This window comes from Pseudomonas putida, assembly GCF_002906855.1.
GTDB classification, from domain to species: Bacteria; Pseudomonadota; Gammaproteobacteria; order Pseudomonadales; family Pseudomonadaceae; genus Aquipseudomonas; species Aquipseudomonas putida_N.
Genome location: NZ_MINI01000038.1, coordinates 684,591 through 710,386 on the forward strand (window position 1 = coordinate 684,591; position 25,796 = coordinate 710,386).

Here is a 25,796-nt window from a genome sequence, read left to right on the forward strand (position 1 = left end):
CGAGTTGTTGCCTTTTGCTACAAGGCCTTGACACGCAAGGCTTGGATACGCTCCAGAGCGGTGCGGTACTCGCCGTGCAGGCGTTCGATCAGCATGGCGGCAGTGGGCAGGTCATGGATGTCGCCGACACCCTGGCCGGCGGACCAGACGGTTTTCCAGGCCTTGGCTTCATCGTCGATCGGCTTGAGCTTGCCTTGCTCGTGCCCGGATTTAAGTGCGGCCATGTCATAGCCGGCCTGTTCCAGGCTGGGGCGCAGGAAGCTGGCGGGGATGCCGGACACGGCGGGGGTGTGAACGATGTCTGCGGCTTGGGCCACAAGCAGCATCTGCTTGTAGGCCGCTTGGGCATGGCTTTCGTGGGTGGCAATAAAACGTGTGCCCATGTAGGCCAGGTCGGCACCGAGCAGCTGCGCGGCGAGAATCTCATGGCCGTGGTTGATGCATCCGGCCAGCAGCAGGGTCTTGTCGAAGAACTGGCGGATCTCGGCTGCCAGGGCAAACGGGCTCCAGGTACCGGCATGGCCACCGGCGCCCGCTGCCACGGCGATCAGGCCATCGACGCCGGCTTCGGCGGCTTTCTCCGCGTGGCGCCGGGTGGTGACATCATGAAACACCAGGCCGCCGTAGCCGTGCACCGCATCCACCACCTCCTTCACGGCGCCGAGGCTGGTGATGACAATGGGTACACGGTGCTCGACGCACAGTGCGAGATCGGTCTGTAATCGCGGATTGGTCGGGTGGACGATCAGGTTCACAGCATAGGGCGCTGGCGCCAGCAACTGTGCCAATCCAGCCTCGATTTCTTCCAGCCAGGCTTTGAAGCCGGCGCTGTCACGCTGGTTCAGCGCCGGGAAGCTGCCGACCACGCCGCTGCCGCAGCAGGCCAACACCAGCTGGGGATTGGAGATCAGGAACATCGGCGCCGCCACCACAGGCAAGCGCAGGCGTTGTTCGAGCGAGGCGGGCAGGGACATGGGTAAGGCTCCATCGGGTTATGTCAGAACGGTTTGACCACCACGAGAATCACGATGCCCAGCAGGAACAGCACAGGCACCTCGTTGAACCAGCGGTAGTACACGTGACTGCGGGTATTGCTGCCCGCTGCGAAGCGTTTGCGCTGGGCACCACAGATGTGATGGTAGCCGGTCAGCAGGATCACCAGGGTGAGCTTGGCATGCAGCCAGCCTTGGCTCAGCCAGCCTGGGGTTAGGTAGAGCATCCAGGCGCCGAACACGTAGGTGGCGATCATTGCCGGGTTCATGATGCCGCGGTACAGCTTGCGCTCCATGGTGACGAAGCGTTCCTGGCTGATGCTGTCCTGGCTCTGGGCGTGGTAGACGAACAGCCTGGGCAGGTAGAACAGGCCGGCGAACCAGCAGACCACGCTGATGATATGCAGCGCTTTGATCCATAGGTAAAGCATGGAGGGAGTTCCTTCAGGTGATCACGGTCGTCAGATAGTAGAGCTCAAGCGCCCGAAGGGGCACCCCAAGAGTTGTTACAGACGCTTTGCGCCCCTATTATCGTGCGCTTTCCAGACGGCTCGTTGATAAGGGGCAAGCGTTATGATCAAGGTCGGTATCGTCGGCGGCACGGGTTACACCGGCGTCGAACTTTTGCGTCTGCTGGCACAGCATCCACAGGCCGAAGTGGCGGTCATCACTTCGCGCTCCGAAGCGGGCGTGGCGGTCGCCGACATGTATCCGAACCTGCGCGGTCACTATGACGGCCTGGCTTTCAGCGTGCCGGACAGCAAGACTCTGGCCGCTTGCGACGTGGTGTTCTTCGCTACCCCGCACGGTGTCGCCCACGCCCTGGCTGGCGAACTGCTGGCTGCCGGGACCAAGGTCATCGACCTGTCTGCAGACTTCCGGCTGCAGGACGCGACCGAATGGGGCAAATGGTATGGCCAGCCCCATGGCGCTCCAGAGCTGCTCAAGGACGCCGTGTACGGCCTGCCTGAAGTCAACCGTGAAAAGATCCGCCAGGCGCGCCTGATTGCGGTGCCGGGTTGCTACCCAACCGCCACCCAGCTGGGCTTCCTGCCGCTGCTGGAAGCCGGCCTGGCCGACCCTTCGCGCCTGATTGCCGACTGCAAGTCGGGCGTCAGCGGTGCTGGCCGTGGTGCAGCAGTCGGCTCGCTGTTCTGTGAGGCTGGCGAAAGCATGAAGGCCTACGCGGTCAAGGGGCACCGTCACCTGCCCGAGATCAGTCAGGGCCTGCGCCTGGCCGCTGGCCAGGACATCGGCCTGACCTTCGTGCCGCACCTGACCCCGATGATCCGTGGCATCCACGCCACCCTGTATGCGACCGTCACCGACAAGTCGGTAGACCTGCAGGCGCTGTTCGAGAAGCGCTATGCCGATGAGCCGTTCGTCGACGTGATGCCGGCCGGCAGCCACCCGGAAACTCGCAGCGTGCGCGGTGCCAACGTCTGCCGCATCGCCGTTCATCGCCCGCAGGGTGGTGACCTGGTGGTGGTGCTGTCGGTGATCGACAACCTGGTCAAGGGCGCGTCGGGCCAGGCAGTGCAGAACCTCAACATCTTGTTTGGTCTGGACGAGCGCATGGGCCTGTCACACGCCGGCCTGCTGCCGTAAGCGCTTGTTGATGGAAAAGGCCCGCCATGGACGCGCCATGTGCGGGCCTTTTTGTTTGTCGCGACTAAAGCCGCACAATTCTTGACCAATTTTCTCGGAGAAGCGGATAATGCGCGTCATCGAGTTTTATGGCGGCTACTGCGCCGGGAGAATCAACATGAGCGTCGAAACCTTCACCCCTACGGCTTTGGAATTCACCCACGGCGCCGCGCAAAAGGTGAAGAACCTGGTTTCCGAGGAAGGCAATGACCGCCTGAAGCTGCGCGTGTTCGTCACCGGTGGCGGCTGCTCGGGCTTCCAGTACGGTTTCACCTTCGATGAAGATGTGGCCGAAGATGACACCATTGTCGAGCGTGAAGGTGTTTCGCTGGTGGTCGACCCGATGAGCTACCAGTATCTGGCCGGTGCCGAAGTGGACTATCAGGAAGGCTTGGAAGGTTCTCGGTTCGTGATCAAGAACCCGAATGCCGCGACTACCTGCGGTTGTGGCTCCTCGTTCTCGATCTGAGGCCAGGCTGTATGAAAACGCCGCGCAATTGCGCGGCGTTTTGCATTCTGGCTTGGGATCAGGCCGGGTAGATCGCGCCGAGTACGCGTAGCCCCTTGGCTGCCGTGACGCTTGGGCGATTGGCGGGTATGCCTTCAAGGCAGCAGTGGGCAAGCCAGGCAAAGGCCATGGCTTCAACCCAGTCCGGGTCCACGCCATGGGCGCCGGTGCTGGTGACCTTGGCCTTTGGCAGCAGTTCGGCAAGCCGAGCCATCAGGGCACCATTGCGAGCACCTCCGCCGCAGACCAGCAGCGCCTCGGTATCTTGCTGGGCGTTCTGCAGCGATTCGATGATGCTGCGCGCGGTCAGCTCCAGCAGGGTAGCCTGGACGTCTTCGTCACGGAAGGCAGGCAGATTCGCCAAGTGGCCATCCAGCCAGGGCAGATTGAACACTTCACGGCCGGTGCTTTTCGGGCCGCTGCCGGCGAAGAACGGGTCACTCAGCAGGCTGCTGAGCAAATCGCCTTGCAGCTTGCCACTGGCAGCCCAGGCACCATCGGCATCATAGGCCTGGCCTCGCTTTCGCTCGATCCAGGCGTCCAGCAATACGTTGCCTGGCCCGCAGTCGAAGCCATGCACTGGCTTGTCGCGTTCGATCAGGCTCAGGTTGCTGAAACCGCCCACATTGAGCACCGCCAGGCGTTGGCCGAGGTGGCTGAACAGGGTTTCATGGAATGCCGGCACCAGCGGGGCACCCTGGCCACCTGCCGCTACATCGCGACGGCGGAAGTCGGCAACCACGCTGATGCCGGTCAGTTCGGCGAGCAGCGCCGGGTTGCCGATCTGCACAGTGAAGCCGCGAGCCGGCTCATGGCGGATGGTCTGGCCATGGCTGCCGATGGCGCGGATGGCGTCGGCCTGGAGCCCGTGCTTGGCCAGCAGTTGCCGCACACCTTCACCTGCCAGGCTGGCCCAGCGGTTTTCTGCCAGGGCGGCGCGGGCAATCTCGTCAGCGCCGCTGCTGCAGAGGCTGAGCAGTTGCTGGCGCAGCTCGGCCGGCATGGGGACGTAGTGAGTGGCGAGCAGCTGAAGCCGCTCGCCTTGATCTATCAAGGCGATGTCCAGGCCATCGAGGCTGGTGCCGGACATCACCCCCAGATATAGCGCCATGGATCAGCGCTTGTTCGCTGCGAGCATGGTGGCCTTTTCCTGGTCCATGCGGGCGATCAGTGGTTGGCTCTGCTGCAGGAAGCGCTGACGTTCGTTCTTGGCGATCGGGTCAGCCATCGGCACCTTCTGGCTCAGCGGGTCGACGTGCACGCCGTTGACCTGAAACTCGTAGTGCAGGTGCGGGCCGGTCGACAGGCCGGTAGTGCCGATGTAGCCGATGATCTGGCCCTGCTTCACGTTGCTGCCGGTCTTGATGCCCTTGGCAAAGCCCTGCATGTGACCGTAAAGGGTCTTGTAGCTGTTGCCGTGGGCGATGATCACGGTGTTGCCGTAACCACCGCGGCGGCCAGCCAGTTCGATGCGACCATCACCGGCTGCCTTGATCGGCGTACCACGCGGGGCGGCGTAGTCCACGCCCTTGTGCGCGCGGATCTTGTTCAGGATGGGGTGCTTGCGGCCGGCGGAGAAGCGCGAGCTGATGCGGGCGAAGTCCACTGGGGTGCGGATGAACGCCTTGCGCAGGCTGTTGCCGTCGGCGGTGTAGTAGCTGGTGTTGCCCTGCTTGTTGGTATAGCGCACGGCGGTGTAGGTCTTGCCGCGGTTGGTGAAGCGTGCGGACAGGATGTTGCCGGTACCGACCACCTTGCCGTCCATGACCTTCTGCTCGTAGACCACGTCAAACTCGTCGCCCGGGCGGATATCCTGGGCGAAATCGATGTCGTAGCCCAATACCTTGGCCATGTCCATGGTCATGCTGTGGGACAGGCCGGCGCGCTGGGCCGAGGCCGACAACGAACTCTTGATCACGCCATGGGCGTAAGCGGTGCGGACCACAGGCTTGCTGATCTCGCGATCAAAGGTGTAGCCCTTGGCGGTCTTGGTCAGGCGGATGGTTTCGAGGTTGCTGACTTTGCTGTGCAGGCTGGCCAGTTGGCCATCCTTGTCGAGTTCGAACTGCAGCACCTGGCCATGCTTCAGCTGGCTGAACTGCTTGGCTTGCTTGTTGCTGGCCAGCAGGTCGTGCACTGCATTGGCCGGCAGGCCGACCTTGGCGAACAGGGTAGACAGCGTGTCGCCGCGGGAAACGGTGACCTCGCGGTGGCCGGGCTCCTTGGCTTCAGGCTTTTTCTCGCTGGCAGGCGCTTCTTGTGCTGCCTGTTCGGTGTTGGTTTCGGCGCCGTCGATCTGGGCGAAGGGAGAACCCTGATCGCCTTGAGTCTGTACCAGCGGGGCGGCGTTGGACTCATCCTTCAGCTGCTCGGCCGGGCTTTCCAGCTCCAGGCTGAGGGTGGTCTTCTTGGCTTCGACTTCGCTGGAGGGAAATACCAGCAGTGCCAGGCTGAGCAGGGCGGCGATGCCGCTGGCGGCCAACAGATGGCTTTTCGGATAAAGCGGGGGCGCTTTAGGCGTTTCGTTGGTCATAGGTAAGGTGACTTTGAAGAAAAATGAATATGGAAAAGATGAATGACATGATGAAGATGAAATAACTGTATAAAATATAACCAAATCTACTTTCGCGCAAGGGCGCGTAGACGCCGTGACGCGTCGGTCGGGTCACATTTCATTTCGAAACTTGTAATTGACGGCCGATCTTGTATGGTTGGCTCCCTTTGAATCTGAGCCTTGCGGGTCTGTCTATGAAGTCGGTTGAAGAGCAGCTGGCGCTTATCAAGCGCGGTGCGGAAGAGGTATTGGTCGAGTCGGAACTGGTCGAGAAGCTCAAGCGCGGCCAGCCTCTGCGTATCAAGGCAGGCTTCGACCCGACTGCGCCGGACCTGCATCTGGGGCACACGGTGCTGATCAACAAGCTGCGCCAGTTCCAGGAGCTGGGGCACCAGGTCATCTTCCTGATCGGTGACTTCACCGGCATGATCGGTGACCCGAGCGGCAAGAGCGCCACGCGTCCGCCGCTGACCCGCGAGCAGGTGCTGGACAACGCCGAGACATATAAGCAGCAAGTGTTCAAGATTCTCGATCCGGCCAAGACCGAGGTTGCGTTCAACTCCACCTGGATGGACAAGCTGACGCCGGCCGACTTCATTCGCCTGGCATCGCAGTACACCGTTGCGCGCATGCTCGAGCGTGACGACTTCGACAAGCGTTACACCACCAATCAGCCGATTGCGATCCACGAGTTCCTCTACCCGTTGGTGCAGGGCTACGATTCCGTGGCGCTGAAGGCTGATGTGGAGCTGGGTGGTACCGACCAGAAGTTCAACCTGCTGATGGGGCGCGAGTTGCAGCGTTCCTATGGGCAGGAGGCACAGAACATCGTGACCATGCCATTGCTCGAAGGGCTTGATGGCGTGAAGAAGATGTCCAAGTCGCTGGGTAACTATGTTGGCATCCAGGAAGCGCCGGGTGTGATGTACAGCAAGCTGGTGTCGATCCCGGACACCCTGATGTGGCGTTACTTCGAACTCCTGAGCTTCCGCTCGATGGAAGAGATCGATCAGTTCCGTGCCGACGTTGCCAACGGTGCGAATCCGCGTGATATCAAGATCAAGCTGGCCGAAGAGATCGTTGCGCGCTTCCATGGTGAAGAGGCTGCGGCCAATGCTCACCGTGCGGCGGGTAACCGCATGAAGGAAGGCGAACTGCCGGAGGATCTGCCAGAGATCGAAGTGGCTGCAGCTGAAGACTTGCCAATCGCTGCCGTGCTGAATCGTGCGGGCCTGGTGAAGAATTCGGCGCAGGCGCGTGACCTGCTCAGTGGTGGGGCGGTGAAGGTCGATGGTGCGGTGGTCGACAAGGATTTCATGTTTGCCCTCGGCGCGACTCATGTGTGCCAGGCGGGTAAGAAGTCGTTTGGCCGGGTTACCCTCAAGGCTGAGTGATCGCCTGGTGGTGTAGCTATATAGAAGCGGGGAGGCCGATAGGCCTCCCCGCTTTGCTTTTCAGCGATGTTGAAGTTTCTTGAAATTAAAGGTTGACGCGCTTTCGAATCCCCTTATAATGCGCCCCACTTCCAGCGACATCGGAACGACAAACTCCTTGGAATTCAATGAGTTAAGTAGTTGAGGTGATGTTGATGGTAGTGTGGGGTTTCCCCATGTGAGAGTAGGTCATCGTCAAGATTCATTTCGCAAAACCCCTATCTGCGCACGCAGGTAGGGGTTTTGTCTTTTCTGGCCGAAATACGCGGTCATGTGGCGCTCACCTGCAGCCCTTTTCCTATGCAAGTCAACGACCCCTAGCTATCATGCCAGCCTTATTCCAAGTCGAGACTGGCATGCTGAAGTTGTTGAATCTCCTCAAGGATGGCCGGTTCCATTCCGGAGAAACCTTGGGGGCAGCCCTCGGGGTAAGTCGCAGCGCCGTTTGGAAACAGCTGCAACACCTGGAAAGTGAGCTGAACCTGACCATTCATAAAGTTCGTGGGCGTGGCTACCAGTTGTCGGCGCCGCTGAGCTTGCTTGATGCGCAGGCGATCGCAGAGTTCTCCGAAGGTGAGCGCTGGCCCGTTTTCATCCATGAAACCATCGATTCGACCAATGCCGAAGGCTTGCGCCTTGCCAGCGAGGGGCAAACAGCGCCATTTCTGGTCCTGGCTGAGCGCCAGAGTGCCGGGCGTGGGCGACGCGGTCGCATGTGGATAAGTCCATTTGCAGAAAACCTCTATTACAGCCTGGTCTTGCGCGTCGATGGTGGCATGCGTCAGCTGGAGGGCCTCAGCCTGGTGGTCGGGTTGGCCGTGATGCGTACGCTGCAGGGGTTTAACGTAAAGGACGTGGGGTTGAAGTGGCCCAACGATGTCCTGGTTCGCGGACAGAAGATCACCGGCATTCTCCTTGAGCTTGTGGGTGATCCTGCAGACGTCTGTCATGTCGTGCTTGGCATCGGCATCAATGTGAACATGCAAGTCAATGATCAGGTCGATCAGCAGTGGACCTCGATGCGACGTGAAGTTGGCGTGACAATTGATCGCAACCGGCTGGTGGCCATGCTCAGCCAGCAGTTGCAACATGAATTGGCCCGTCATCGACGCTACGGTTTTGCGGCATTCCAGGAAGAATGGGAGCAAGCGCATCTGTGGCAGGGGTGTAATGTGTCTCTCATTGCGGGTACCAGCCGCATCGATGGTGTGGTGCTGGGCGTGGACGGGCAGGGCGGCTTGCGCCTTGAGGTCGACGGTGTGGAAAAGAGCTTCAGTGGTGGTGAGCTCAGTTTGAGGTTGCGTGATGATTCTTGAGCTCGATTGCGGTAACAGCTTCATCAAGTGGCGTGTCATTCACGCTGCCGACGCCACCATTGTCGGTGGTGGTATTGTCGATTCGGACCAAGCACTGATAGGCGAGGTCGCGGCGCTCCCATCATTGCGCCTTACGGGCTGTCGAATCGTCAGTGTGCGTAGCGAGGATGAAACCGCAGCCCTCTGTGCACTGATTGCCAAGGCTTTTGCGGTCGTTGCCAGTGTTGCCGAACCTGCGCAGGAGATGGCAGGTGTACGCAATGGTTATGACGACTACCAGCGCCTCGGCATGGATCGCTGGCTGGCGGCATTGGGTGCGTTCCATCTCGCCAAGGGCGCGTGCCTGGTCATTGATCTGGGCACTGCGGCCAAGGCGGATTTCGTCTCGGCCGATGGTGAGCACCTGGGAGGATACATCTGCCCCGGAATGCCACTCATGCGTAGCCAACTGCGTACGCATACCCGCCGTATCCGCTACGACGACGCTTCGGCTGAGCGTGCCGTAAGCAGCCTTGTCCCAGGGCGCTCCACTGTAGAAGCAGTAGAGCGCGGTTGTGTATTGATGCTTCAGGGTTTTGCCCGCACGCAGCTCGAGCAGGCTCGGGCCTTGTGGGGTGAAGACTTCACGGTGTTCCTGACAGGCGGGGATGCGCCGCTGGTGCGAGAGGCGGCGCCGCAGGCCAGGGTAGTCCCTGACCTGGTATTTGTCGGCCTGGCCATGGCCTGTCCACTGGACTGAGGTGCTTATGCGTTGGTTGTTTCTGCTGTTGCTGGTGCTCAACGTCTTCTATTACGTGTGGCACCAACAGGAAGCCCCGCTCAAGGCGAAGGATGTCGCGCCGTTGTCGTTGTACAAAGGTAATCAGCAAGAGATTCGCCTGCTCAAGGAAACGGGAGCGTCTGCACCGCCCCGGCGACGTGACGAATGCCTGGTGGTAGGAGGGCTGGTTGCTCGCGATCAGCTCGATGCGTTGCGACAACGCCTGCTGACCCTGGATATCAATGCCGCGCCAGTGTCTGGCCAGCTACCTGGAGCCGAAGGTTTCTGGCTCAAGATTTCCCCGGAAAGCGAGCGTTTGCTGGACCAATCCGTCCTCGAGACTCTTTCCAACGATTTCAAAGACTTAAAACATAAAATTATTTTCTGCCAGGGTATTGCAACTGGCGAATAGCTTGATAGAATGGCGCCCGCTTCACAGGGAACACCACTCAGGTGGTAGATCCGGAAGCGAGTGTCAAAGCAGCTAAGTTTCAGATTTGATTGAAAAAATTTGAAAAAAAGCTTGACACTAGGACGGCAGACAAATAGAATGCCGGCCACATCTGGAGGGATTCCCGAGCGGTCAAAGGGGACGGACTGTAAATCCGTTGCGAGAGCTTCGAAGGTTCGAATCCTTCTCCCTCCACCAGTTTTAGCGAGAGCCGCAAGCTCCGCGGGTATAGTTTAGTGGTAGAACCTCAGCCTTCCAAGCTGATGATGCGGGTTCGATTCCCGCTACCCGCTCCAAGTTTGCTGGATTTTGCGCAAAGTGTTTCGCTCTTGTAGCTCAGTTGGTAGAGCACACCCTTGGTAAGGGTGAGGTCAGCGGTTCAAGTCCGCTCAAGAGCTCCATATAAACAAGGCAGATATGAAAATATCTGCCTTTGTTTTATCAGCGTAAGACTATTTTCTTCTGCGGAGGATTGTATCGATGGCTAAGGAAAAGTTTGATCGTTCCCTTCCCCACGTTAACGTCGGCACTATCGGCCATGTTGACCACGGTAAGACCACTCTGACCGCAGCTCTGACTCGCGTCTGCTCCGAAGTTTTCGGTTCGGCCGTCGTTGAGTTCGACAAAATCGACTCGGCTCCAGACATTCAGATGACTGTTACCCTGATCAAGACCATCGCAATGGAAGACGGTCTGCGCTTCGCTATCCGTGAAGGCGGTCGTACCGTCGGCGCCGGCGTCGTAGCAAAAATTATTGAATAAGTAGTTGATTTTCCTAATCAGGCCGGTATAATGGCCGGCCTGATACAGCGTTACAGGTCAGTAGCTCAATTGGCAGAGCGACGGTCTCCAAAACCGTAGGTTGGGGGTTCGATTCCCTCCTGACCTGCCATTTCACCTCGGTGTGATGGCTTTCTTCTTACAGGATCCTCCTCGATGACCCCCAAAACTGAAGCCCAAGAATCGCGTTTTGATCTGTTCAAGTGGCTGGCTGTAGTGGCTTTGGTGGTTGTTGGTGTCGTGGGTAATCAATATTACTCCGCTTCTCCGATTCTGTATCGCGTCCTTGCACTTCTCGCCCTGGCTGCTGTCGCAGGCTTTGTAGCTCTGCAGACTGCGAAGGGTAAGTCGTTCTTTGCGCTGGCGAAGGAAGCTCGTACCGAGATCCGTAAAGTCGTGTGGCCGACCCGCCAGGAAACCACCCAGACCACGCTGATTGTCGTGGCTGTCGTGCTGGTTATGGCACTGCTGCTGTGGGGTCTTGATTCCCTGCTCGGCTGGGCGGTCTCCCTGATCGTTGGCTAAAGGTGTCCCGTGGCTAAGCGTTGGTATGTTGTGCATGCTTACTCGGGTTACGAGAAGCATGTAATGCGCTCCCTGATCGAGCGTGTGAAGCTGGCTGGCATGGAAGACGGTTTCGGCGAGATCCTGGTCCCGACCGAAGAAGTCGTTGAAATGCGCAACGGCCAGAAGCGCAAGAGTGAGCGCAAATTCTTCCCTGGCTATGTACTGGTCCAGATGGAGATGAACGAAGGGACTTGGCACTTGGTCAAGGACACCCCTCGTGTGATGGGCTTCATCGGTGGTACTGCAGACAAGCCTGCGCCGATTACCGATAAAGAAGCTGAGGCTATCCTGCGTCGCGTTGCCGACGGTAGTGACAAGCCGAAGCCGAAGACGCTGTTCGAGCCAGGTGAAGTGGTTCGTGTCATTGACGGTCCGTTCGCTGACTTCAATGGTAGTGTCGAAGAGGTTAACTACGAGAAGAGCCGCCTGCAGGTTGCAGTGCTCATTTTCGGTCGCTCTACTCCGGTGGAGCTCGAGTTCAGCCAGGTCGAAAAGGTCTAGGCGGACGAAGCATCCCATACCCCGCAGCCCTGTGTGCTGCGGGGTTTTGTCGTCACTGGGATAAAACGCAAGTCATCCGGGGAGCCAATAGGCGTTCGTACCCGATTTTGGAGTAGCTCATGGCTAAGAAGATTCAGGCTTACATCAAGCTGCAAGTTAAGGCCGGCCAGGCCAACCCAAGCCCACCCGTCGGTCCAGCTCTGGGCCAACACGGTGTGAACATCATGGAGTTCTGCAAGGCCTTCAACGCCCGTACTCAGGGTCAAGAAGCCGGCCTGCCGACTCCAGTGATCATCACTGTCTACAGCGACCGTAGCTTCACCTTCGAGACCAAGAGCACCCCTGCCTCGGTTCTGCTGAAGAAAGCTGCTGGCCTGACCAGTGGTTCGGCTCGCCCGAACACCGTTAAAGTCGGTACCGTTACCCGTGCTCAGCTGGAAGATATCGCCAAAGCTAAACAGGCTGATCTGACTGCCGCTGACCTGGACGCAGCTGTACGCACCATCGCTGGCTCTGCCCGCAGCATGGGCCTGAACGTGGAGGGTGTGTAATGGCTAAGCTGACCAAGCGCCAAAAGGCAATCGCCGAGAAAATCGAAGCAGGCAAGGCCTACAACTTCGAAGAAGCTGCAACCCTGCTCGCTTCGCTGCCGGCTGCCAAATTCGTAGAATCCTACGACATCGCCGTTAACCTCGGTGTTGACCCGCGTAAATCCGACCAGGTCGTTCGTAGCGCTACCGTGCTGCCACACGGCACTGGCAAGACCGTACGTGTTGCTGTCTTCACCCAGGGTCCAGCTGCTGAAGCCGCTCTGGCTGCCGGCGCTGACCGTGTAGGTATGGACGATCTGGCTGCCGAAATGAAAGGCGGCGACCTGAACTATGACGTCGTCATCGCATCGCCTGATGCCATGCGCGTTGTAGGTCAGCTGGGTCAGGTTCTGGGTCCTCGCGGCCTGATGCCTAACCCGAAAGTTGGTACCGTGACTCCAGACGTAGCCGGCGCTGTCAAAAACGCCAAGGCTGGTCAGGTTCGCTACCGTACCGACAAAAACGGTATCATCCACACCTCCGTTGGCAAAATCGGCTTCGAAGCTGACAAGCTGAAGGAAAACGTTGAAGCCCTGATCGCTGATCTGAAGCGTATCAAGCCGGCCTCTTCGAAAGGTATCTACGTTAAGCGCGTTACCCTGAGCACCACCATGGGCCCAGGTCTGGTCATCGATCAGAGCTCGCTGAACGTGTAAGAACATGGTGGCGCGACGTGTCGCGCCACCAGCAAAAATTGGGGTCCCTGCCTGGCGGGGGCTATCCAAGACCGTAGGCGGCGCAAGCCTTAAAATACCAGCCCACGCAGATGGTGCTCCCGATTCGTTTATCGAATCAGACACCAAAACGACATCCGGCTTCGGCCAGATGAAACGGTAGAAACCAGGAGTAAACCCGTGGCAATTAAACTCGAAGACAAGAAGGCCATCGTCGCTGAAGTCAACGAGGCTGCCAAAGTCGCTCTGTCCGCTGTCGTGGCCGATGCCCGCGGTGTGACTGTAAGCGCAATGACCGGACTCCGTAAAGAGGCCCGCGAAGCTGGCGTTTACGTACGTGTCGTACGTAACACCCTGCTCAAGCGCGCTGTTGAAGGCACCGAATTCTCGATCCTCAACGACGCGTTCAAAGGCCCGACCCTGATTGCTTTCTCCAACGAACACCCGGGCGCTGCTGCCCGACTGTTCAAAGAGTTCGCCAAGGGTCAGGACAAGTTCGAGATCAAGGCAGCCGCATTTGACGGCAATCTGATTGCAGCGAACCAGATCGACGTGTTGGCTTCCCTGCCGACCCGCGACGAAGCTATTGCACGACTGATGAGCGTTATTCAAGGCGCCACCAGCAAGCTGGCTCGTACTCTGGCAGCCATTCGCGACCAGAAAGAAGCTACCGCTGCCTAAGGCACGCGAATTCTTTCAAAATCATACGTTTAATTTGATGGCTGCGTAGGCTGTCACCCCAATACAGGATTTAAGTCATGTCTCTGACTAACGAACAAATCATCGAAGCAATCGGCCAGAAAACCGTTCTGGAAGTTGTTGAGCTGATCAAAGCTATGGAAGAAACCTTCGGCGTTACCGCTGCTGTTGCCGCTGCTGGCCCAGCTGCTGCTGCTGCCGTTGTCGAAGAGCAGACCGAGTTCAACGTTGTTCTGGTTGAAGCCGGCGACAAGAAAGTGAACGTGATCAAAGCCGTTCGCGAACTGACCGGTCTGGGCCTGAAAGAAGCCAAAGAGAAAGTCGATGGCGCTCCTCAGGTTGTAGCTGAAGGCGTTTCGAAAGAAGCCGCTGAAGACGCTAAGAAGAAGCTGGAAGAAGCAGGCGCTAAAGTCGAGCTGAAGTAATTTCGACTTTGCGATGCCAGCCTGAGCGTTGAGCGAAAGGCTGATGGCTGGTGGCTTATGCCACCGGCCTTTTTCCGTTATTGGTGGCTGGTCAAGCCGGCCCCGATAACACGCTGCAAGACACCCATGTGGGTGCGCAAACCAAGGGGTTTGCACGATTTTCTGGCTGCTCCCGCCGGGAGAAGCCAAACAAGCAGGTGACCAAGCTGGGGAACGCTGATGGCTTACTCATACACTGAGAAAAAACGTATCCGCAAGGACTTTAGCAAGTTGCCGGACGTCATGGATGTGCCATATCTTCTGGCCATCCAGCTGGATTCGTATCGCGAATTCCTGCAAGCGGGAGCATCCAAGGATCAGTTCCGTGACGTCGGCCTGCACGCGGCCTTCAAGTCGGTATTCCCGATCATCAGCTACTCCGGCAATGCTGCCCTGGAGTACGTAGGCTACCGCCTGGGCGATCCCGCCTTCGATGTGAAGGAATGTGTCCTGCGTGGCGTGACCTTCGCGGTCCCACTGCGGGTCAAGGTGCGCCTGATCATCTTCGACAAGGAATCGTCGAACAAAGCGATCAAGGACATCAAAGAGCAAGAAGTCTACATGGGTGAAATCCCCCTGATGACTGAGAACGGTACCTTCGTTATCAACGGTACCGAACGAGTAATCGTTTCCCAGCTGCACCGTTCGCCTGGTGTGTTCTTCGACCACGACCGTGGCAAGACGCACAGCTCCGGCAAGCTGCTGTACTCCGCTCGCATCATCCCTTACCGCGGTTCGTGGCTGGACTTCGAGTTCGACCCGAAAGACTGCGTGTTCGTGCGTATCGACCGTCGCCGCAAATTGCCGGCCTCGGTACTGCTGCGCGCGCTGGGTTACAGCACGGAAGAAGTGCTCAACACCTTCTACACCACCAACGTATTCCACATTTCCGGCGAAAAACTCAGCCTGGAACTGGTACCTCAGCGTCTGCGTGGTGAAGTCGCGGTCATGGACATCCATGACGACAGCGGCAAGGTCATTGTCGAGCAGGGTCGTCGTATTACCGCGCGTCACGTCAATCAGCTCGAGAAGGCTGGTGTCAACCAGCTGGACGTGCCGATGGAATACGTCCTCGGTCGTACCACCGCCAAGGCCATCGTTCACCCGGCGACTGGCGAGATCCTGGCCGAGTGCAACACCGAGCTGACCACCGAGCTGCTGATCAAGATCGCCAAGGCTCAGGTTGTCCGCATCGAGACCCTGTACACCAACGACATCGACTGCGGTCCATTCATCTCGGATACCCTGAAGATCGACACCACCAGCAACCAGCTGGAAGCTCTGGTCGAGATCTACCGCATGATGCGTCCAGGCGAGCCGCCGACCAAGGATGCTGCCGAGACCCTGTTCAACAACCTGTTCTTCAGCGCCGAGCGTTACGACCTGTCCGCCGTTGGCCGCATGAAGTTCAACCGTCGTATCGGTCGTACCGAGATCGAAGGTTCGGGCGTGCTGAGCAAGGAAGACATCGTTGAGGTTCTGAAGACCCTGGTCGATATCCGTAACGGCAAAGGCATCGTCGACGACATCGACCACCTGGGTAACCGTCGCGTTCGTTGCGTTGGCGAGATGGCCGAGAACCAGTTCCGCGTTGGCCTGGTACGTGTTGAGCGTGCGGTCAAGGAACGTCTGTCGATGGCGGAAAGCGAAGGCCTGATGCCGCAAGACCTGATCAACGCCAAGCCGGTAGCGGCGGCGGTGAAGGAGTTCTTCGGTTCCAGCCAGCTCTCGCAGTTCATGGACCAGAACAACCCGCTCTCCGAGATTACCCACAAGCGCCGTGTTTCCGCACTCGGCCCTGGCGGTCTGACCCGTGAGCGTGCTGGCTTCGAAGTCCGTGACGTACACCCGACCCACTACGGCCGCGTGTGCCCGATCGAGACCCCTGAAGGTCCGAACATCGGTCTGATCAACTCCCTGGCAGCCTATGCCCGCACCAACCAGTACGGCTTCCTGGAAAGCCCGTACCGCGTGGTGAAGGAAGGCGTGGTCAGCGACGACATCGTGTTCCTGTCCGCCATCGAAGAAGCCGATCACGTCATCGCCCAGGCCTCGGCCGCGATGAACGAGAAGAAGCAGCTGATCGATGAGCTGGTAGCCGTTCGTCACCTGAACGAATTCACCGTCAAGGCGCCGGAAGACGTCACCCTGATGGACGTTTCGCCGAAGCAGGTTGTTTCTGTTGCTGCGTCGCTGATTCCGTTCCTCGAGCACGACGACGCCAACCGTGCATTGATGGGTTCCAACATGCAGCGTCAGGCTGTGCCAACCCTGCGTGCCGACAAGCCGCTGGTAGGTACCGGCATGGAGCGCAACGTTGCCCGCGACTCCGGTGTCTGCGTGGTTGCTCGCCGCGGTGGTGTGATCGACTCGGTCGACGCCAGCCGTATCGTCGTTCGCGTTGCTGATGACGAAGTCGAGACCGGCGAAGCCGGTGTTGATATCTACAACCTGACCAAGTACACCCGTTCGAACCAGAACACCTGCATCAACCAGCGTCCGCTGGTCAGCAAGGGTGACAAGGTTCAGCGTGGCGACATCATGGCCGACGGCCCGTCCACCGACATGGGTGAACTGGCACTGGGTCAGAACATGCGCATCGCGTTCATGGCGTGGAACGGCTTCAACTTCGAAGACTCCATCTGCCTGTCCGAGCGTGTGGTTCAGGAAGACCGCTTCACCACCATCCACATCCAGGAACTGACCTGTGTGGCGCGTGACACCAAGCTTGGCCCAGAGGAAATCACTGCGGACATCCCGAACGTGGGTGAAGCCGCTCTGAACAAGCTGGACGAAGCCGGTATCGTCTACGTGGGTGCCGAAGTCGGCGCTGGCGACATCCTGGTCGGCAAGGTCACGCCAAAAGGCGAAACCCAGCTGACTCCGGAAGAAAAACTGCTGCGCGCAATCTTCGGTGAGAAGGCCAGCGACGTTAAGGACACCTCCCTGCGCGTGCCAACCGGCACCAAAGGTACCGTCATCGACGTACAGGTCTTCACCCGTGATGGCGTCGAGCGCGATAGCCGAGCCCTGTCCATCGAGAAGATGCAGCTGGACGAGATCCGCAAGGACCTCAACGAAGAGTTCCGCATCGTCGAAGGTGCAACCTTCGAGCGTCTGCGTGCTGCCCTGAACGGCCAGGTGGTCGACGGTGGCGCGGGCCTGAAGAAAGGCACCGTGATCACTGACGAAGTGCTGGACGGTCTGGAGCACGGCCAGTGGTTCAAACTGCGTATGGCCGAAGATGCACTGAACGAGCAGCTGGAAAAGGCTCAACAGTACATCGTCGACCGTCGCCGTCTGCTGGACGACAAGTTCGAAGACAAGAAGCGCAAGCTGCAGCAGGGCGATGACCTGGCTCCAGGCGTACTGAAGATCGTCAAGGTCTACCTGGCAATCCGCCGTCGCATCCAGCCGGGTGACAAGATGGCCGGTCGTCACGGTAACAAGGGTGTCGTCTCGGTGATCATGCCGGTAGAAGACATGCCGCATGACGCCAACGGTACTCCGGTTGACGTGGTACTGAACCCGCTGGGCGTACCTTCGCGTATGAACGTCGGTCAGATCCTCGAAACCCACCTGGGCCTGGCGGCCAAAGGTCTGGGCGAGAAGATCGACCGCATGATCGAAGAGCAGCGTAAAGCCGCTGAACTGCGCACCTTCCTCACCGAGATCTATAACGAGATCGGTGGTCGTCAGGAGAACCTGGAAGAGTTCACCGACGAAGAGATCATCGCCCTGGCGAACAACCTGAAGAAAGGTGTGCCGATGGCCACCCCGGTCTTCGACGGTGCCAAGGAGCGTGAGATCAAGGCCATGCTGAAACTGGCAGACCTGCCAGAAAGCGGCCAGATGGTGCTGTTCGACGGCCGTACCGGCAACAAGTTCGAGCGTCCTGTGACCGTTGGTTACATGTACATGCTCAAGCTGAACCACTTGGTGGACGACAAGATGCACGCGCGTTCCACTGGTTCCTACAGCCTGGTTACCCAGCAGCCGCTGGGTGGTAAGGCGCAGTTCGGTGGTCAGCGTTTCGGGGAGATGGAAGTGTGGGCGCTGGAAGCATACGGCGCGGCATACACCCTGCAAGAAATGCTCACAGTGAAGTCGGACGACGTGAACGGCCGTACCAAGATGTACAAGAACATCGTGGATGGCGATCACCGTATGGAGCCGGGCATGCCCGAGTCCTTCAACGTGTTGATCAAAGAGATCCGTTCGCTCGGTATCGATATCGATCTGGAAACCGAATAACACGTGACGCGAAGGGGAGTGGGGCAGGTAATGCCCGCTCCCTGCTCCGCCAGGAGGAAAGGCCTTGAAAGACCTACTGAATTTGCTGAAAAACCAGGGTCAAGTCGAAGAGTTCGACGCCATCCGCATCGGTCTGGCGTCGCCTGAAATGATCCGTTCGTGGTCGTTCGGTGAAGTTAAGAAGCCGGAAACCATCAACTACCGTACGTTCAAGCCTGAGCGTGACGGCCTGTTCTGCGCCAAGATCTTTGGCCCAGTCAAGGACTACGAGTGCCTGTGCGGCAAGTACAAGCGCCTCAAGCACCGCGGCGTGATCTGCGAGAAGTGCGGCGTTGAAGTTGCCCTGGCCAAGGTTCGTCGTGAGCGCATGGCGCACATCGAACTGGCCTCGCCGGTTGCCCACATCTGGTTCCTGAAGTCGCTGCCGTCCCGTATCGGCCTGCTGATGGACATGACGCTGCGTGACATCGAGCGCGTGCTCTACTTCGAGAGCTACGTGGTGATCGATCCGGGCATGACCACCCTCGAGAAGGGTCAGCTGCTCAACGACGAACAGTACTTCGAAGCGCTGGAAGAGTTCGGTGACGACTTCGATGCCCGCATGGGTGCCGAGGCTGTCCGCGAGCTTCTGCACGCGATCGACCTGGAGCACGAGATTGGCCGCCTGCGTGAAGAGATTCCGCAGACCAACTCGGAAACCAAGATCAAGAAGCTGTCCAAGCGCCTGAAGCTGATGGAAGCTTTCCAGGGCTCGGGCAACCTGCCTGAGTGGATGGTCCTGACCGTCCTGCCAGTGCTGCCGCCGGACCTGCGTCCGCTGGTACCGCTGGACGGCGGCCGCTTCGCGACCTCCGACCTGAACGACCTGTATCGTCGGGTGATCAACCGTAACAACCGTCTGAAGCGCCTGCTCGATCTGTCGGCGCCGGACATCATCGTGCGCAACGAAAAGCGCATGCTGCAGGAAGCGGTCGACGCCCTGCTGGACAACGGCCGTCGCGGTCGCGCCATCACTGGCTCGAACAAGCGTCCGCTGAAGTCCCTGGCCGACATGATCAAAGGTAAGCAAGGTCGCTTCCGTCAGAACCTGCTCGGTAAGCGTGTGGACTACTCCGGCCGTTCGGTAATTACCGTAGGCCCGACCCTGCGTCTGCACCAGTGCGGTCTGCCGAAGAAGATGGCCCTCGAGCTGTTCAAGCCGTTCATTTTCGGCAAGCTGGAAATGCGTGGTCTGGCGACCACCATCAAGGCTGCCAAGAAGATGGTCGAGCGCGAGCTGCCAGAGGTGTGGGACGTGCTCGCCGAGGTGATCCGCGAACACCCCGTACTGCTCAACCGTGCACCGACCCTGCACCGTCTGGGTATTCAGGCCTTTGAACCGGTTCTGATCGAAGGTAAGGCTATCCAGCTGCACCCGCTGGTCTGTGCCGCGTACAACGCCGACTTCGACGGTGACCAGATGGCCGTTCACGTGCCGCTGACGCTGGAAGCCCAGCTCGAAGCGCGCGCGCTGATGATGTCGACCAACAACATCCTGTCGCCAGCCAACGGTGAGCCAATCATCGTTCCGTCGCAGGACGTTGTACTGGGTCTGTACTACATGACCCGTGAAGCCATCAACGCCAAGGGCGAAGGTCGCGTATTCGCCGACCTGCAGGAAGTCGACCGCGTGTTCCGCGCCGGCGAAGCTGCCCTGCACGCGAAAATCAAGGTTCGTATCAACGAAACCGTGAAAGACCGCGATGGCAGCATCACCAAGAACACCCGTATCGTCGACACCACCGTCGGCCGTGCGCTGCTGTTCCAGGTGGTTCCGGCAGGCCTGCCGTACGACGTGGTCAACCAGCCGATGAAAAAGAAGGCGATCTCCAAGCTGATCAACCAGTGCTACCGCGTGGTTGGTCTGAAAGAGACCGTTATCTTCGCTGACCAGCTGATGTACACCGGTTTCGCTTACTCGACCATTTCCGGCGTTTCCATCGGTGTTAACGACTTCGTTATCCCGGACGAGAAAGCCCGCATCATCGGTAACGCTACCGACGAAGTGAAGGAAATCGAGAGCCAGTACGCCTCCGGCCTGGTAACCCAGGGCGAGAAGTACAACAAGGTCATCGACTTGTGGTCGAAGGCGAACGACGAAGTGTCCAAGGCGATGATGGCCAACCTCTCGAAAGAGAAGGTCATCGACCGCGAAGGCAACGAAGTCGACCAAGAGTCCTTCAACTCGATGTATATGATGGCTGACTCGGGTGCGCGGGGTTCCGCAGCCCAGATCCGTCAGCTGGCCGGTATGCGTGGCCTGATGGCCAAGCCGGACGGCTCGATCATCGAGACGCCGATCACCGCGAACTTCCGTGAAGGTCTGAGCGTACTCCAGTACTTCATCTCGACCCACGGTGCTCGTAAGGGTCTGGCGGATACCGCACTGAAGACTGCGAACTCCGGTTACCTGACTCGTCGTCTGGTAGACGTTGCACAAGACTTGGTCGTGACCGAGATCGACTGCGGCACCGACCAGGGCCTGCTGATGACCCCGCACATCGAAGGCGGCGACGTTGTAGAGCCGCTGGGTGAGCGTGTACTGGGTCGTGTCATCGCCCGTGACGTGTTCAAGCCAGGCACCGAGGACGTCATCGTTCCGGCCGGTACCCTGGTCGACGAGCAGTGGGTCGAGTTCATCGAGCTGAACAGCATCGATGAAGTGATCGTGCGTTCGCCGATCAACTGCGAAACCCGCTTCGGTATCTGCGCCAAGTGCTACGGTCGTGACCTGGCTCGTGGTCACCAGGTGAACATCGGTGAAGCTGTCGGCGTTATCGCTGCACAGTCGATCGGTGAGCCGGGTACCCAGCTGACCATGCGTACGTTCCACATCGGTGGTGCTGCAAGCCGTACTTCGGCTGCCGACAGCGTCCAGGTGAAGAACGGCGGTATGGTTCGCCTGCACAACCTGAAACAGGTTGAGCGTGCCGACGGTAACCTGGTTGCCGTATCGCGTTCCGGCGAGCTGGCCATTGCCGACGAATTCGGTCGTGAGCGTGAGCGCTACAAGCTGCCTTACGGTGCGGTGATTTCGGTCAAGGAAGGTGACAAGGTCGAAGCTGGCGCCATCGTCGCCAAGTGGGACCCGCACACCCACCCGATCGTTACCGAACTGAAAGGTACCGTGACCTTCGTGGGCATGGAAGAAAACATCACCATCAAGCGTCAGACCGATGAGCTGACCGGCTTGACCAACATTGAAGTACTGGACGTCAAGGATCGCCCTGCCGCAGGCAAGGAAATCCGTCCGGCAATCAAGATGGTCGACGCCGCTGGCAAGGACCTGTACCTGCCGGGTACCGACGTACCTGCCCAGTACTTCCTGCCAGCTAACGCCTTGGTAGGTGTAGCTGACGGTGCTCAGATCGGTGTTGGTGACGTTATCGCGCGTATCCCGCAAGAAACGTCGAAGACCCGTGACATCACCGGTGGTCTGCCACGCGTTGCCGACCTGTTCGAAGCGCGCCGTCCGAAAGAAGCCTCGATTCTGGCTGAAGTCAGCGGCACCATCGCGTTCGGTAAAGAGACCAAGGGCAAGCGTCGTCTGGTCATTACTCCGACCGACGGCAGCGATCCGTACGAAGAGCTGATTCCGAAGTGGCGCCACCTGAACGTCTTCGAAGGCGAACAGGTAAACCGCGGCGAAGTTATCTCCGACGGCCCGAGCGATCCGCACGACATCCTGCGTCTGCTGGGTGTGAGCGCGCTGGCGAAGTACATCGTCAACGAGATCCAGGACGTTTACCGTCTGCAAGGCGTTAAGATCAACGACAAGCACATCGAGACCATCCTGCGTCAGATGCTGCGCAAGGTCGAGATCGCCGAGTCGGGTGACTCCAGCTTCATCAAGGGCGACCAGATGGAACTGACCCAGGTGCTGATGGAAAACGAGCGCCTGGCAGGGGAAGACAAGTTCGTCTCCAAGTTCACCCGCGTGCTGCTGGGTATCACCAAGGCGTCGCTGTCGACCGAATCGTTCATCTCCGCGGCTTCCTTCCAGGAAACCACCCGCGTACTGACCGAAGCGGCAGTAACCGGCAAGCGCGACTACCTGCGCGGCCTGAAAGAGAACGTGGTCGTGGGTCGTCTGATCCCGGCTGGTACTGGTCTGGCCTACCACAGCGAGCGCAAGCGCCGCCGTGATGCCGACAAACCGCTGCGTGTGAGCGCCAGTGAGGTGGAAGCCGCACTGACCGAAGCGCTGAACTCCAGCGGCAACTAAGTACAGGGCAGGGCCCCGGCAAGCCTCGAACGGCCATCGGTGACATGAAATGTTGCCGATGATCGGGCGAGGAGGGCCGGGGCCTCGTCTTGACTGGGTGCAAGATCCTCCGTAGACTTTTGTACCCTTAAATTTGGTGAGGCTCCGTCTCGCCAATTTTTGGCTTTCTTGCAAGACAATAGAGTCGCAAGACAATCAGTGGAGCTAGTAGATGGCAACTATCAACCAGCTGGTACGTCAGCCGCGCAAGCGTTCGGTCGAGAAGTCCGACGTTCCTGCGCTGCAGAACTGCCCGCAGCGTCGTGGCGTGTGCACCCGCGTGTACACCACCACGCCGAAAAAACCTAACTCGGCACTGCGTAAAGTATGCCGTGTGCGTCTGACCAACGGTTTCGAGGTTTCCTCGTACATCGGCGGTGAAGGCCACAACCTGCAAGAGCACAGCGTCGTCCTCATCCGTGGCGGCCGTGTAAAAGACTTGCCAGGTGTTCGTTACCACACCGTTCGCGGCTCTCTGGATACCTCGGGCGTTAAAGGCCGTAACCAGGGTCGTTCGAAATACGGTACCAAGCGTCCGAAGTAATCGGCCGTTTGCAGACATCCATTTTTTTGAGTCGATAAGAGTAAGGTCGGGCAGGGGTCGAAGACCCACGTCCCGGGCTAACCTGAAGACCGTTTGAGGGCTTATCATGCCAAGACGTCGTGTAGCAGCAAAACGTGAGATCCTTGACGATCCGAAGTACGGATCCCAGATCCTCGCCAAGTTCATGAACCACGTGATGGAAAGCGGCAAGAAGGCCGTAGCCGAGCGCATCGTTTACGGTGCCCTGGATGCCGTCAAAGCACGCAAGAACAGCGACCCCCTGGAAATCTTCGAGAAAGCTCTCGACGCCATCGCTCCGCTGGTCGAAGTTAAGTCCCGCCGTGTAGGCGGTGCCACTTACCAGGTTCCGGTTGAAGTTCGTCCATCCCGTCGTAACGCTCTGGCAATGCGCTGGCTCGTAGACTACGCCCGCAAGCGCGGCGAGAAGTCGATGGCTCTGCGCCTGGCCGGCGAACTGCTGGATGCTGCCGAAGGCAAAGGTGCTGCAGTCAAGAAGCGTGAAGACGTGCACCGTATGGCTGAAGCCAACAAAGCGTTCTCGCACTACCGCTTCTAATTCAAGCATCAATCATTTTGCGAGGGCTTTATGGCTCGTACTACAGCAATTAACCGCTACCGTAACATCGGTATCTGTGCCCACGTTGACGCGGGCAAGACTACCACTACCGAGCGGATCCTGTTCTACACAGGTCTGAGCCACAAGATGGGCGAGGTGCATGATGGCGCCGCGACCACCGACTGGATGGTGCAGGAGCAGGAGCGCGGTATCACCATTACCTCCGCTGCCGTTACCACCTTCTGGAAAGGTTCCCGTGGTCAGTACGACAACTACCGCGTAAACGTCATCGATACCCCCGGCCACGTTGACTTCACCATTGAAGTAGAGCGTTCGCTGCGTGTGCTCGACGGCGCGGTCGTTGTGTTCTGCGGTACTTCCGGCGTTGAGCCACAGTCCGAAACCGTATGGCGTCAGGCCAACAAGTACGGCGTTCCACGTGTTGTCTACGTGAACAAGATGGACCGTGCTGGTGCCAACTTCCTGCGCGTTATCGGTCAGATCAAGAACCGCCTGGGTCACACCCCGGTTCCGGTCCAGCTGGCTATCGGTGCGGAAGATGACTTCCAGGGTCAGGTTGACCTGATCAAGATGAAAGCCATCTACTGGAACGACGACGACAAAGGTACTACCTACCGCGAGGAAGAAATTCCTGCTGAGCTGGTGGACCTGGCCAACGAATGGCGCAGCAACATGGTCGAGGCTGCTGCCGAGGCCAACGAAGAGCTGATGAACAAGTACCTTGAAGAAGGTGACCTGTCCGTCGAAGACATCAAGGCTGGTCTGCGCGCCCGTACCCTGGCGAGCGAGATCGTTCCTGCTGTCTGCGGTTCCTCGTTCAAGAACAAGGGCGTTCCCCTGGTTCTCGACGCCGTTATTGATTTCCTGCCTGCGCCAACCGAGATCCCTGCGATCAAGGGTATCCACCCTGATCTGATCGACGTGCCGAAGGACGAGGTCACTCCAGAGCAGTACGACGAGCGTCCTGCTGACGACAACGAGCCGTTCTCGGCCCTGGCGTTCAAGATTGCCACCGACCCGTTCGTTGGTACTCTGACCTTCGTTCGCGTTTACTCGGGCTTCCTGACCTCCGGTGACTCCGTCATCAACTCGGTCAAGGGCAAGAAAGAGCGCGTTGGTCGTATGGTTCAGATGCACGCCAACCAGCGTGAAGAGATCAAGGAAGTACGTGCAGGCGACATCGCTGCTCTGATCGGCATGAAGGACGTCACCACCGGTGACACCCTGTGCAACGCCGACAAGCCGATCATCCTTGAGCGTATGGACTTCCCTGAGCCGGTGATTTCGCTCTCCGTAGAGCCGAAGACCAAGGCTGACCAGGAGAAGATGGGTATCGCACTGGGCAAGCTGGCCCAGGAAGACCCGTCGTTCCGCGTCAAGACCGACGAAGAGACGGGTCAGACCATCATCTCCGGTATGGGTGAGCTGCACCTGGACATCCTCGTTGACCGCATGAAGCGCGAGTTCAACGTCGAGTGCAACGTCGGCAAGCCGCAGGTTTCGTACCGCGAGAAGATCACCAAGTCCAACGTCGAAATCGAAGGTAAGTTCGTTCGTCAGTCGGGTGGTCGTGGTCAGTTCGGTCACTGCTGGATCCGTTTCTCGGAGCCGGACGTCGACGAGAAGGGCAACATCACCGAAGGTCTGGTGTTCACCAACGAAGTCGTTGGTGGTGTGATTCCTAAGGAATTCATCGCCCCGATCCAGAAGGGTATCGAAGAGCAGATGAAGAACGGCGTTGTTGCCGGCTATCCGCTGCTCGGCCTGAAGGCTACGGTATTCGACGGTTCGTACCACGACGTCGACTCCAACGAAATGGCGTTCAAGATCGCTGCTTCGATGGCGACCAAGCAACTGGCCCAGAAGGGCGGTGGCGTGGTGCTTGAGCCGATCATGAAGGTCGAAGTTGTAACCCCGGAAGATTACCTGGGTGACGTGATGGGTGACCTGAGCCGTCGTCGTGGGATGATCCAGGGTAATGAAGACTCGGTGTCCGGCAAGGTAATCACTGCTGAGGTGCCGCTGGGAGAGATGTTCGGTTACGCAACCGACGTTCGTTCCATGTCTCAGGGTCGCGCAAGCTACTCCATGGAATTCTCGAAATACGCTGAAGCTCCGTCGAACATCGTCGAAGCTCTCATTAAAAAACAAGGCTGATTCA

The 25,796-nt window shown here is 58.8% G+C and carries 22 protein-coding genes and 4 tRNA genes; 22 read left to right on the forward strand and 4 right to left on the reverse strand.

The genetic code is table 11. The annotated features are described in order from the left end of the window. Window positions 1-17: 17 nt before the first annotated feature. Window positions 18-974, reverse strand: a complete 957-nt coding sequence (locus BGP85_RS15585; RefSeq protein WP_103448748.1) for an NAD(P)H-dependent flavin oxidoreductase — start codon at window positions 972-974, stop codon at window positions 18-20. A 23-nt stretch (window positions 975-997) separates the two neighbouring features. Next, a complete protein-coding gene (gene hemJ / locus BGP85_RS15590; protein WP_103448749.1) occupies window positions 998-1,423 on the reverse strand; it encodes a protoporphyrinogen oxidase HemJ in 426 nt (141 codons plus the stop codon). 142 nt (window positions 1,424-1,565) lie between these two features. Between hemJ and argC the strand changes: the two genes are divergently transcribed. Continuing rightward, the gene (gene argC, locus BGP85_RS15595) at window positions 1,566-2,600 is read left to right on the forward strand and encodes an N-acetyl-gamma-glutamyl-phosphate reductase (RefSeq protein ID WP_103448750.1); all 1,035 of its coding nucleotides are present in this window, start codon (window positions 1,566-1,568) and stop codon (window positions 2,598-2,600) included. Between the two features lie 157 nt (window positions 2,601-2,757). After that, window positions 2,758-3,108 carry an iron-sulfur cluster insertion protein ErpA gene (gene erpA, locus BGP85_RS15600; RefSeq protein ID WP_027917433.1) on the forward strand — a complete coding sequence of 117 codons (351 nt, stop codon included), beginning with the start codon at window positions 2,758-2,760 and terminating at the stop codon, window positions 3,106-3,108. 58 nt (window positions 3,109-3,166) lie between these two features. Here the strand turns inward: erpA and BGP85_RS15605 are convergent, their stop codons facing one another. Both BGP85_RS15605 and BGP85_RS15610 read right to left on the reverse strand, forming a co-directional pair. Further along, entirely contained in the window at window positions 3,167-4,258 is a 1,092-nt protein-coding gene (locus tag BGP85_RS15605) for an anhydro-N-acetylmuramic acid kinase (protein ID WP_103448751.1), read from the reverse strand. A 3-nt stretch (window positions 4,259-4,261) separates the two neighbouring features. Beyond that, complete coding sequence (locus BGP85_RS15610) at window positions 4,262-5,680, reverse strand: peptidoglycan DD-metalloendopeptidase family protein (protein ID WP_103448752.1); 1,419 nt, start codon at window positions 5,678-5,680, stop codon at window positions 4,262-4,264. A 215-nt stretch (window positions 5,681-5,895) separates the two neighbouring features. On the opposite strand from BGP85_RS15610, the gene tyrS reads away from it, so the two are divergent. From tyrS to fusA, 20 genes are all read left to right on the forward strand, one after another. Next, window positions 5,896-7,095, forward strand: a complete 1,200-nt coding sequence (gene tyrS / locus BGP85_RS15615) for a tyrosine--tRNA ligase (RefSeq protein ID WP_103448753.1) — start codon at window positions 5,896-5,898, stop codon at window positions 7,093-7,095. A 395-nt stretch (window positions 7,096-7,490) separates the two neighbouring features. Further along, window positions 7,491-8,450, forward strand: coding sequence for a bifunctional biotin--[acetyl-CoA-carboxylase] ligase/biotin operon repressor BirA (gene birA, locus BGP85_RS15620; RefSeq protein WP_103448754.1), 960 nt, complete (start codon window positions 7,491-7,493; stop codon window positions 8,448-8,450). Further along, complete coding sequence (locus BGP85_RS15625; RefSeq protein WP_103448755.1) at window positions 8,440-9,189, forward strand: pantothenate kinase; 750 nt, start codon at window positions 8,440-8,442, stop codon at window positions 9,187-9,189. The genes birA and BGP85_RS15625 overlap by 11 nt, the downstream gene beginning before the upstream one ends. Window positions 9,190-9,196: 7 nt before the next feature. Then, window positions 9,197-9,622 carry a hypothetical protein gene (locus tag BGP85_RS15630; protein ID WP_103448756.1) on the forward strand — a complete coding sequence of 142 codons (426 nt, stop codon included), beginning with the start codon at window positions 9,197-9,199 and terminating at the stop codon, window positions 9,620-9,622. A gap of 153 nt (window positions 9,623-9,775) precedes the next feature. Continuing rightward, window positions 9,776-9,859: transfer RNA gene (locus tag BGP85_RS15635), tRNA-Tyr, on the forward strand. Between the two features lie 24 nt (window positions 9,860-9,883). Further along, window positions 9,884-9,957 (forward strand) — tRNA-Gly (locus tag BGP85_RS15640). A gap of 29 nt (window positions 9,958-9,986) precedes the next feature. Continuing rightward, window positions 9,987-10,062 (forward strand) — tRNA-Thr (locus tag BGP85_RS15645). A 79-nt stretch (window positions 10,063-10,141) separates the two neighbouring features. Continuing rightward, window positions 10,142-10,423 carry an EF-Tu C-terminal domain-related protein gene (locus BGP85_RS29620; RefSeq protein ID WP_103466497.1) on the forward strand — a complete coding sequence of 94 codons (282 nt, stop codon included), beginning with the start codon at window positions 10,142-10,144 and terminating at the stop codon, window positions 10,421-10,423. A gap of 54 nt (window positions 10,424-10,477) precedes the next feature. After that, window positions 10,478-10,553: transfer RNA gene (locus BGP85_RS15655), tRNA-Trp, on the forward strand. A gap of 44 nt (window positions 10,554-10,597) precedes the next feature. Beyond that, window positions 10,598-10,966, forward strand: coding sequence for a preprotein translocase subunit SecE (gene secE / locus BGP85_RS15660; protein WP_008089117.1), 369 nt, complete (start codon window positions 10,598-10,600; stop codon window positions 10,964-10,966). 9 nt (window positions 10,967-10,975) lie between these two features. After that, complete coding sequence (nusG, locus tag BGP85_RS15665; protein ID WP_003255501.1) at window positions 10,976-11,509, forward strand: transcription termination/antitermination protein NusG; 534 nt, start codon at window positions 10,976-10,978, stop codon at window positions 11,507-11,509. Between the two features lie 119 nt (window positions 11,510-11,628). Beyond that, window positions 11,629-12,060 (forward strand): 50S ribosomal protein L11, encoded by a 432-nt coding sequence (rplK, locus tag BGP85_RS15670; protein WP_003255500.1) that lies wholly within the window; start codon window positions 11,629-11,631, stop codon window positions 12,058-12,060. Beyond that, the gene (rplA, locus tag BGP85_RS15675) at window positions 12,060-12,755 is read left to right on the forward strand and encodes a 50S ribosomal protein L1 (RefSeq protein WP_103448758.1); all 696 of its coding nucleotides are present in this window, start codon (window positions 12,060-12,062) and stop codon (window positions 12,753-12,755) included. The genes rplK and rplA overlap by 1 nt, the downstream gene beginning before the upstream one ends. Window positions 12,756-12,953: 198 nt before the next feature. Continuing rightward, entirely contained in the window at window positions 12,954-13,454 is a 501-nt protein-coding gene (gene rplJ / locus BGP85_RS15680) for a 50S ribosomal protein L10 (protein WP_060513244.1), read from the forward strand. Window positions 13,455-13,531: 77 nt separating this feature from the next. Next, entirely contained in the window at window positions 13,532-13,897 is a 366-nt protein-coding gene (gene rplL, locus BGP85_RS15685) for a 50S ribosomal protein L7/L12 (RefSeq protein ID WP_003255496.1), read from the forward strand. A gap of 219 nt (window positions 13,898-14,116) precedes the next feature. Beyond that, on the forward strand, window positions 14,117-18,190 hold the full coding sequence (gene rpoB / locus BGP85_RS15690) for a DNA-directed RNA polymerase subunit beta (protein ID WP_103448759.1): 4,074 nt from the start codon (window positions 14,117-14,119) through the stop codon (window positions 18,188-18,190). Between the two features lie 64 nt (window positions 18,191-18,254). Then, window positions 18,255-22,454 carry a DNA-directed RNA polymerase subunit beta' gene (rpoC, locus tag BGP85_RS15695; protein WP_103448760.1) on the forward strand — a complete coding sequence of 1,400 codons (4,200 nt, stop codon included), beginning with the start codon at window positions 18,255-18,257 and terminating at the stop codon, window positions 22,452-22,454. A gap of 211 nt (window positions 22,455-22,665) precedes the next feature. Next, window positions 22,666-23,037 carry a 30S ribosomal protein S12 gene (rpsL, locus tag BGP85_RS15700; RefSeq protein ID WP_003255492.1) on the forward strand — a complete coding sequence of 124 codons (372 nt, stop codon included), beginning with the start codon at window positions 22,666-22,668 and terminating at the stop codon, window positions 23,035-23,037. A gap of 106 nt (window positions 23,038-23,143) precedes the next feature. Beyond that, window positions 23,144-23,614, forward strand: a complete 471-nt coding sequence (gene rpsG, locus BGP85_RS15705) for a 30S ribosomal protein S7 (RefSeq protein WP_023628750.1) — start codon at window positions 23,144-23,146, stop codon at window positions 23,612-23,614. Window positions 23,615-23,644: 30 nt separating this feature from the next. Further along, a complete protein-coding gene (gene fusA, locus BGP85_RS15710; protein ID WP_103448761.1) occupies window positions 23,645-25,792 on the forward strand; it encodes an elongation factor G in 2,148 nt (715 codons plus the stop codon). Window positions 25,793-25,796 lie beyond the last annotated feature (4 nt).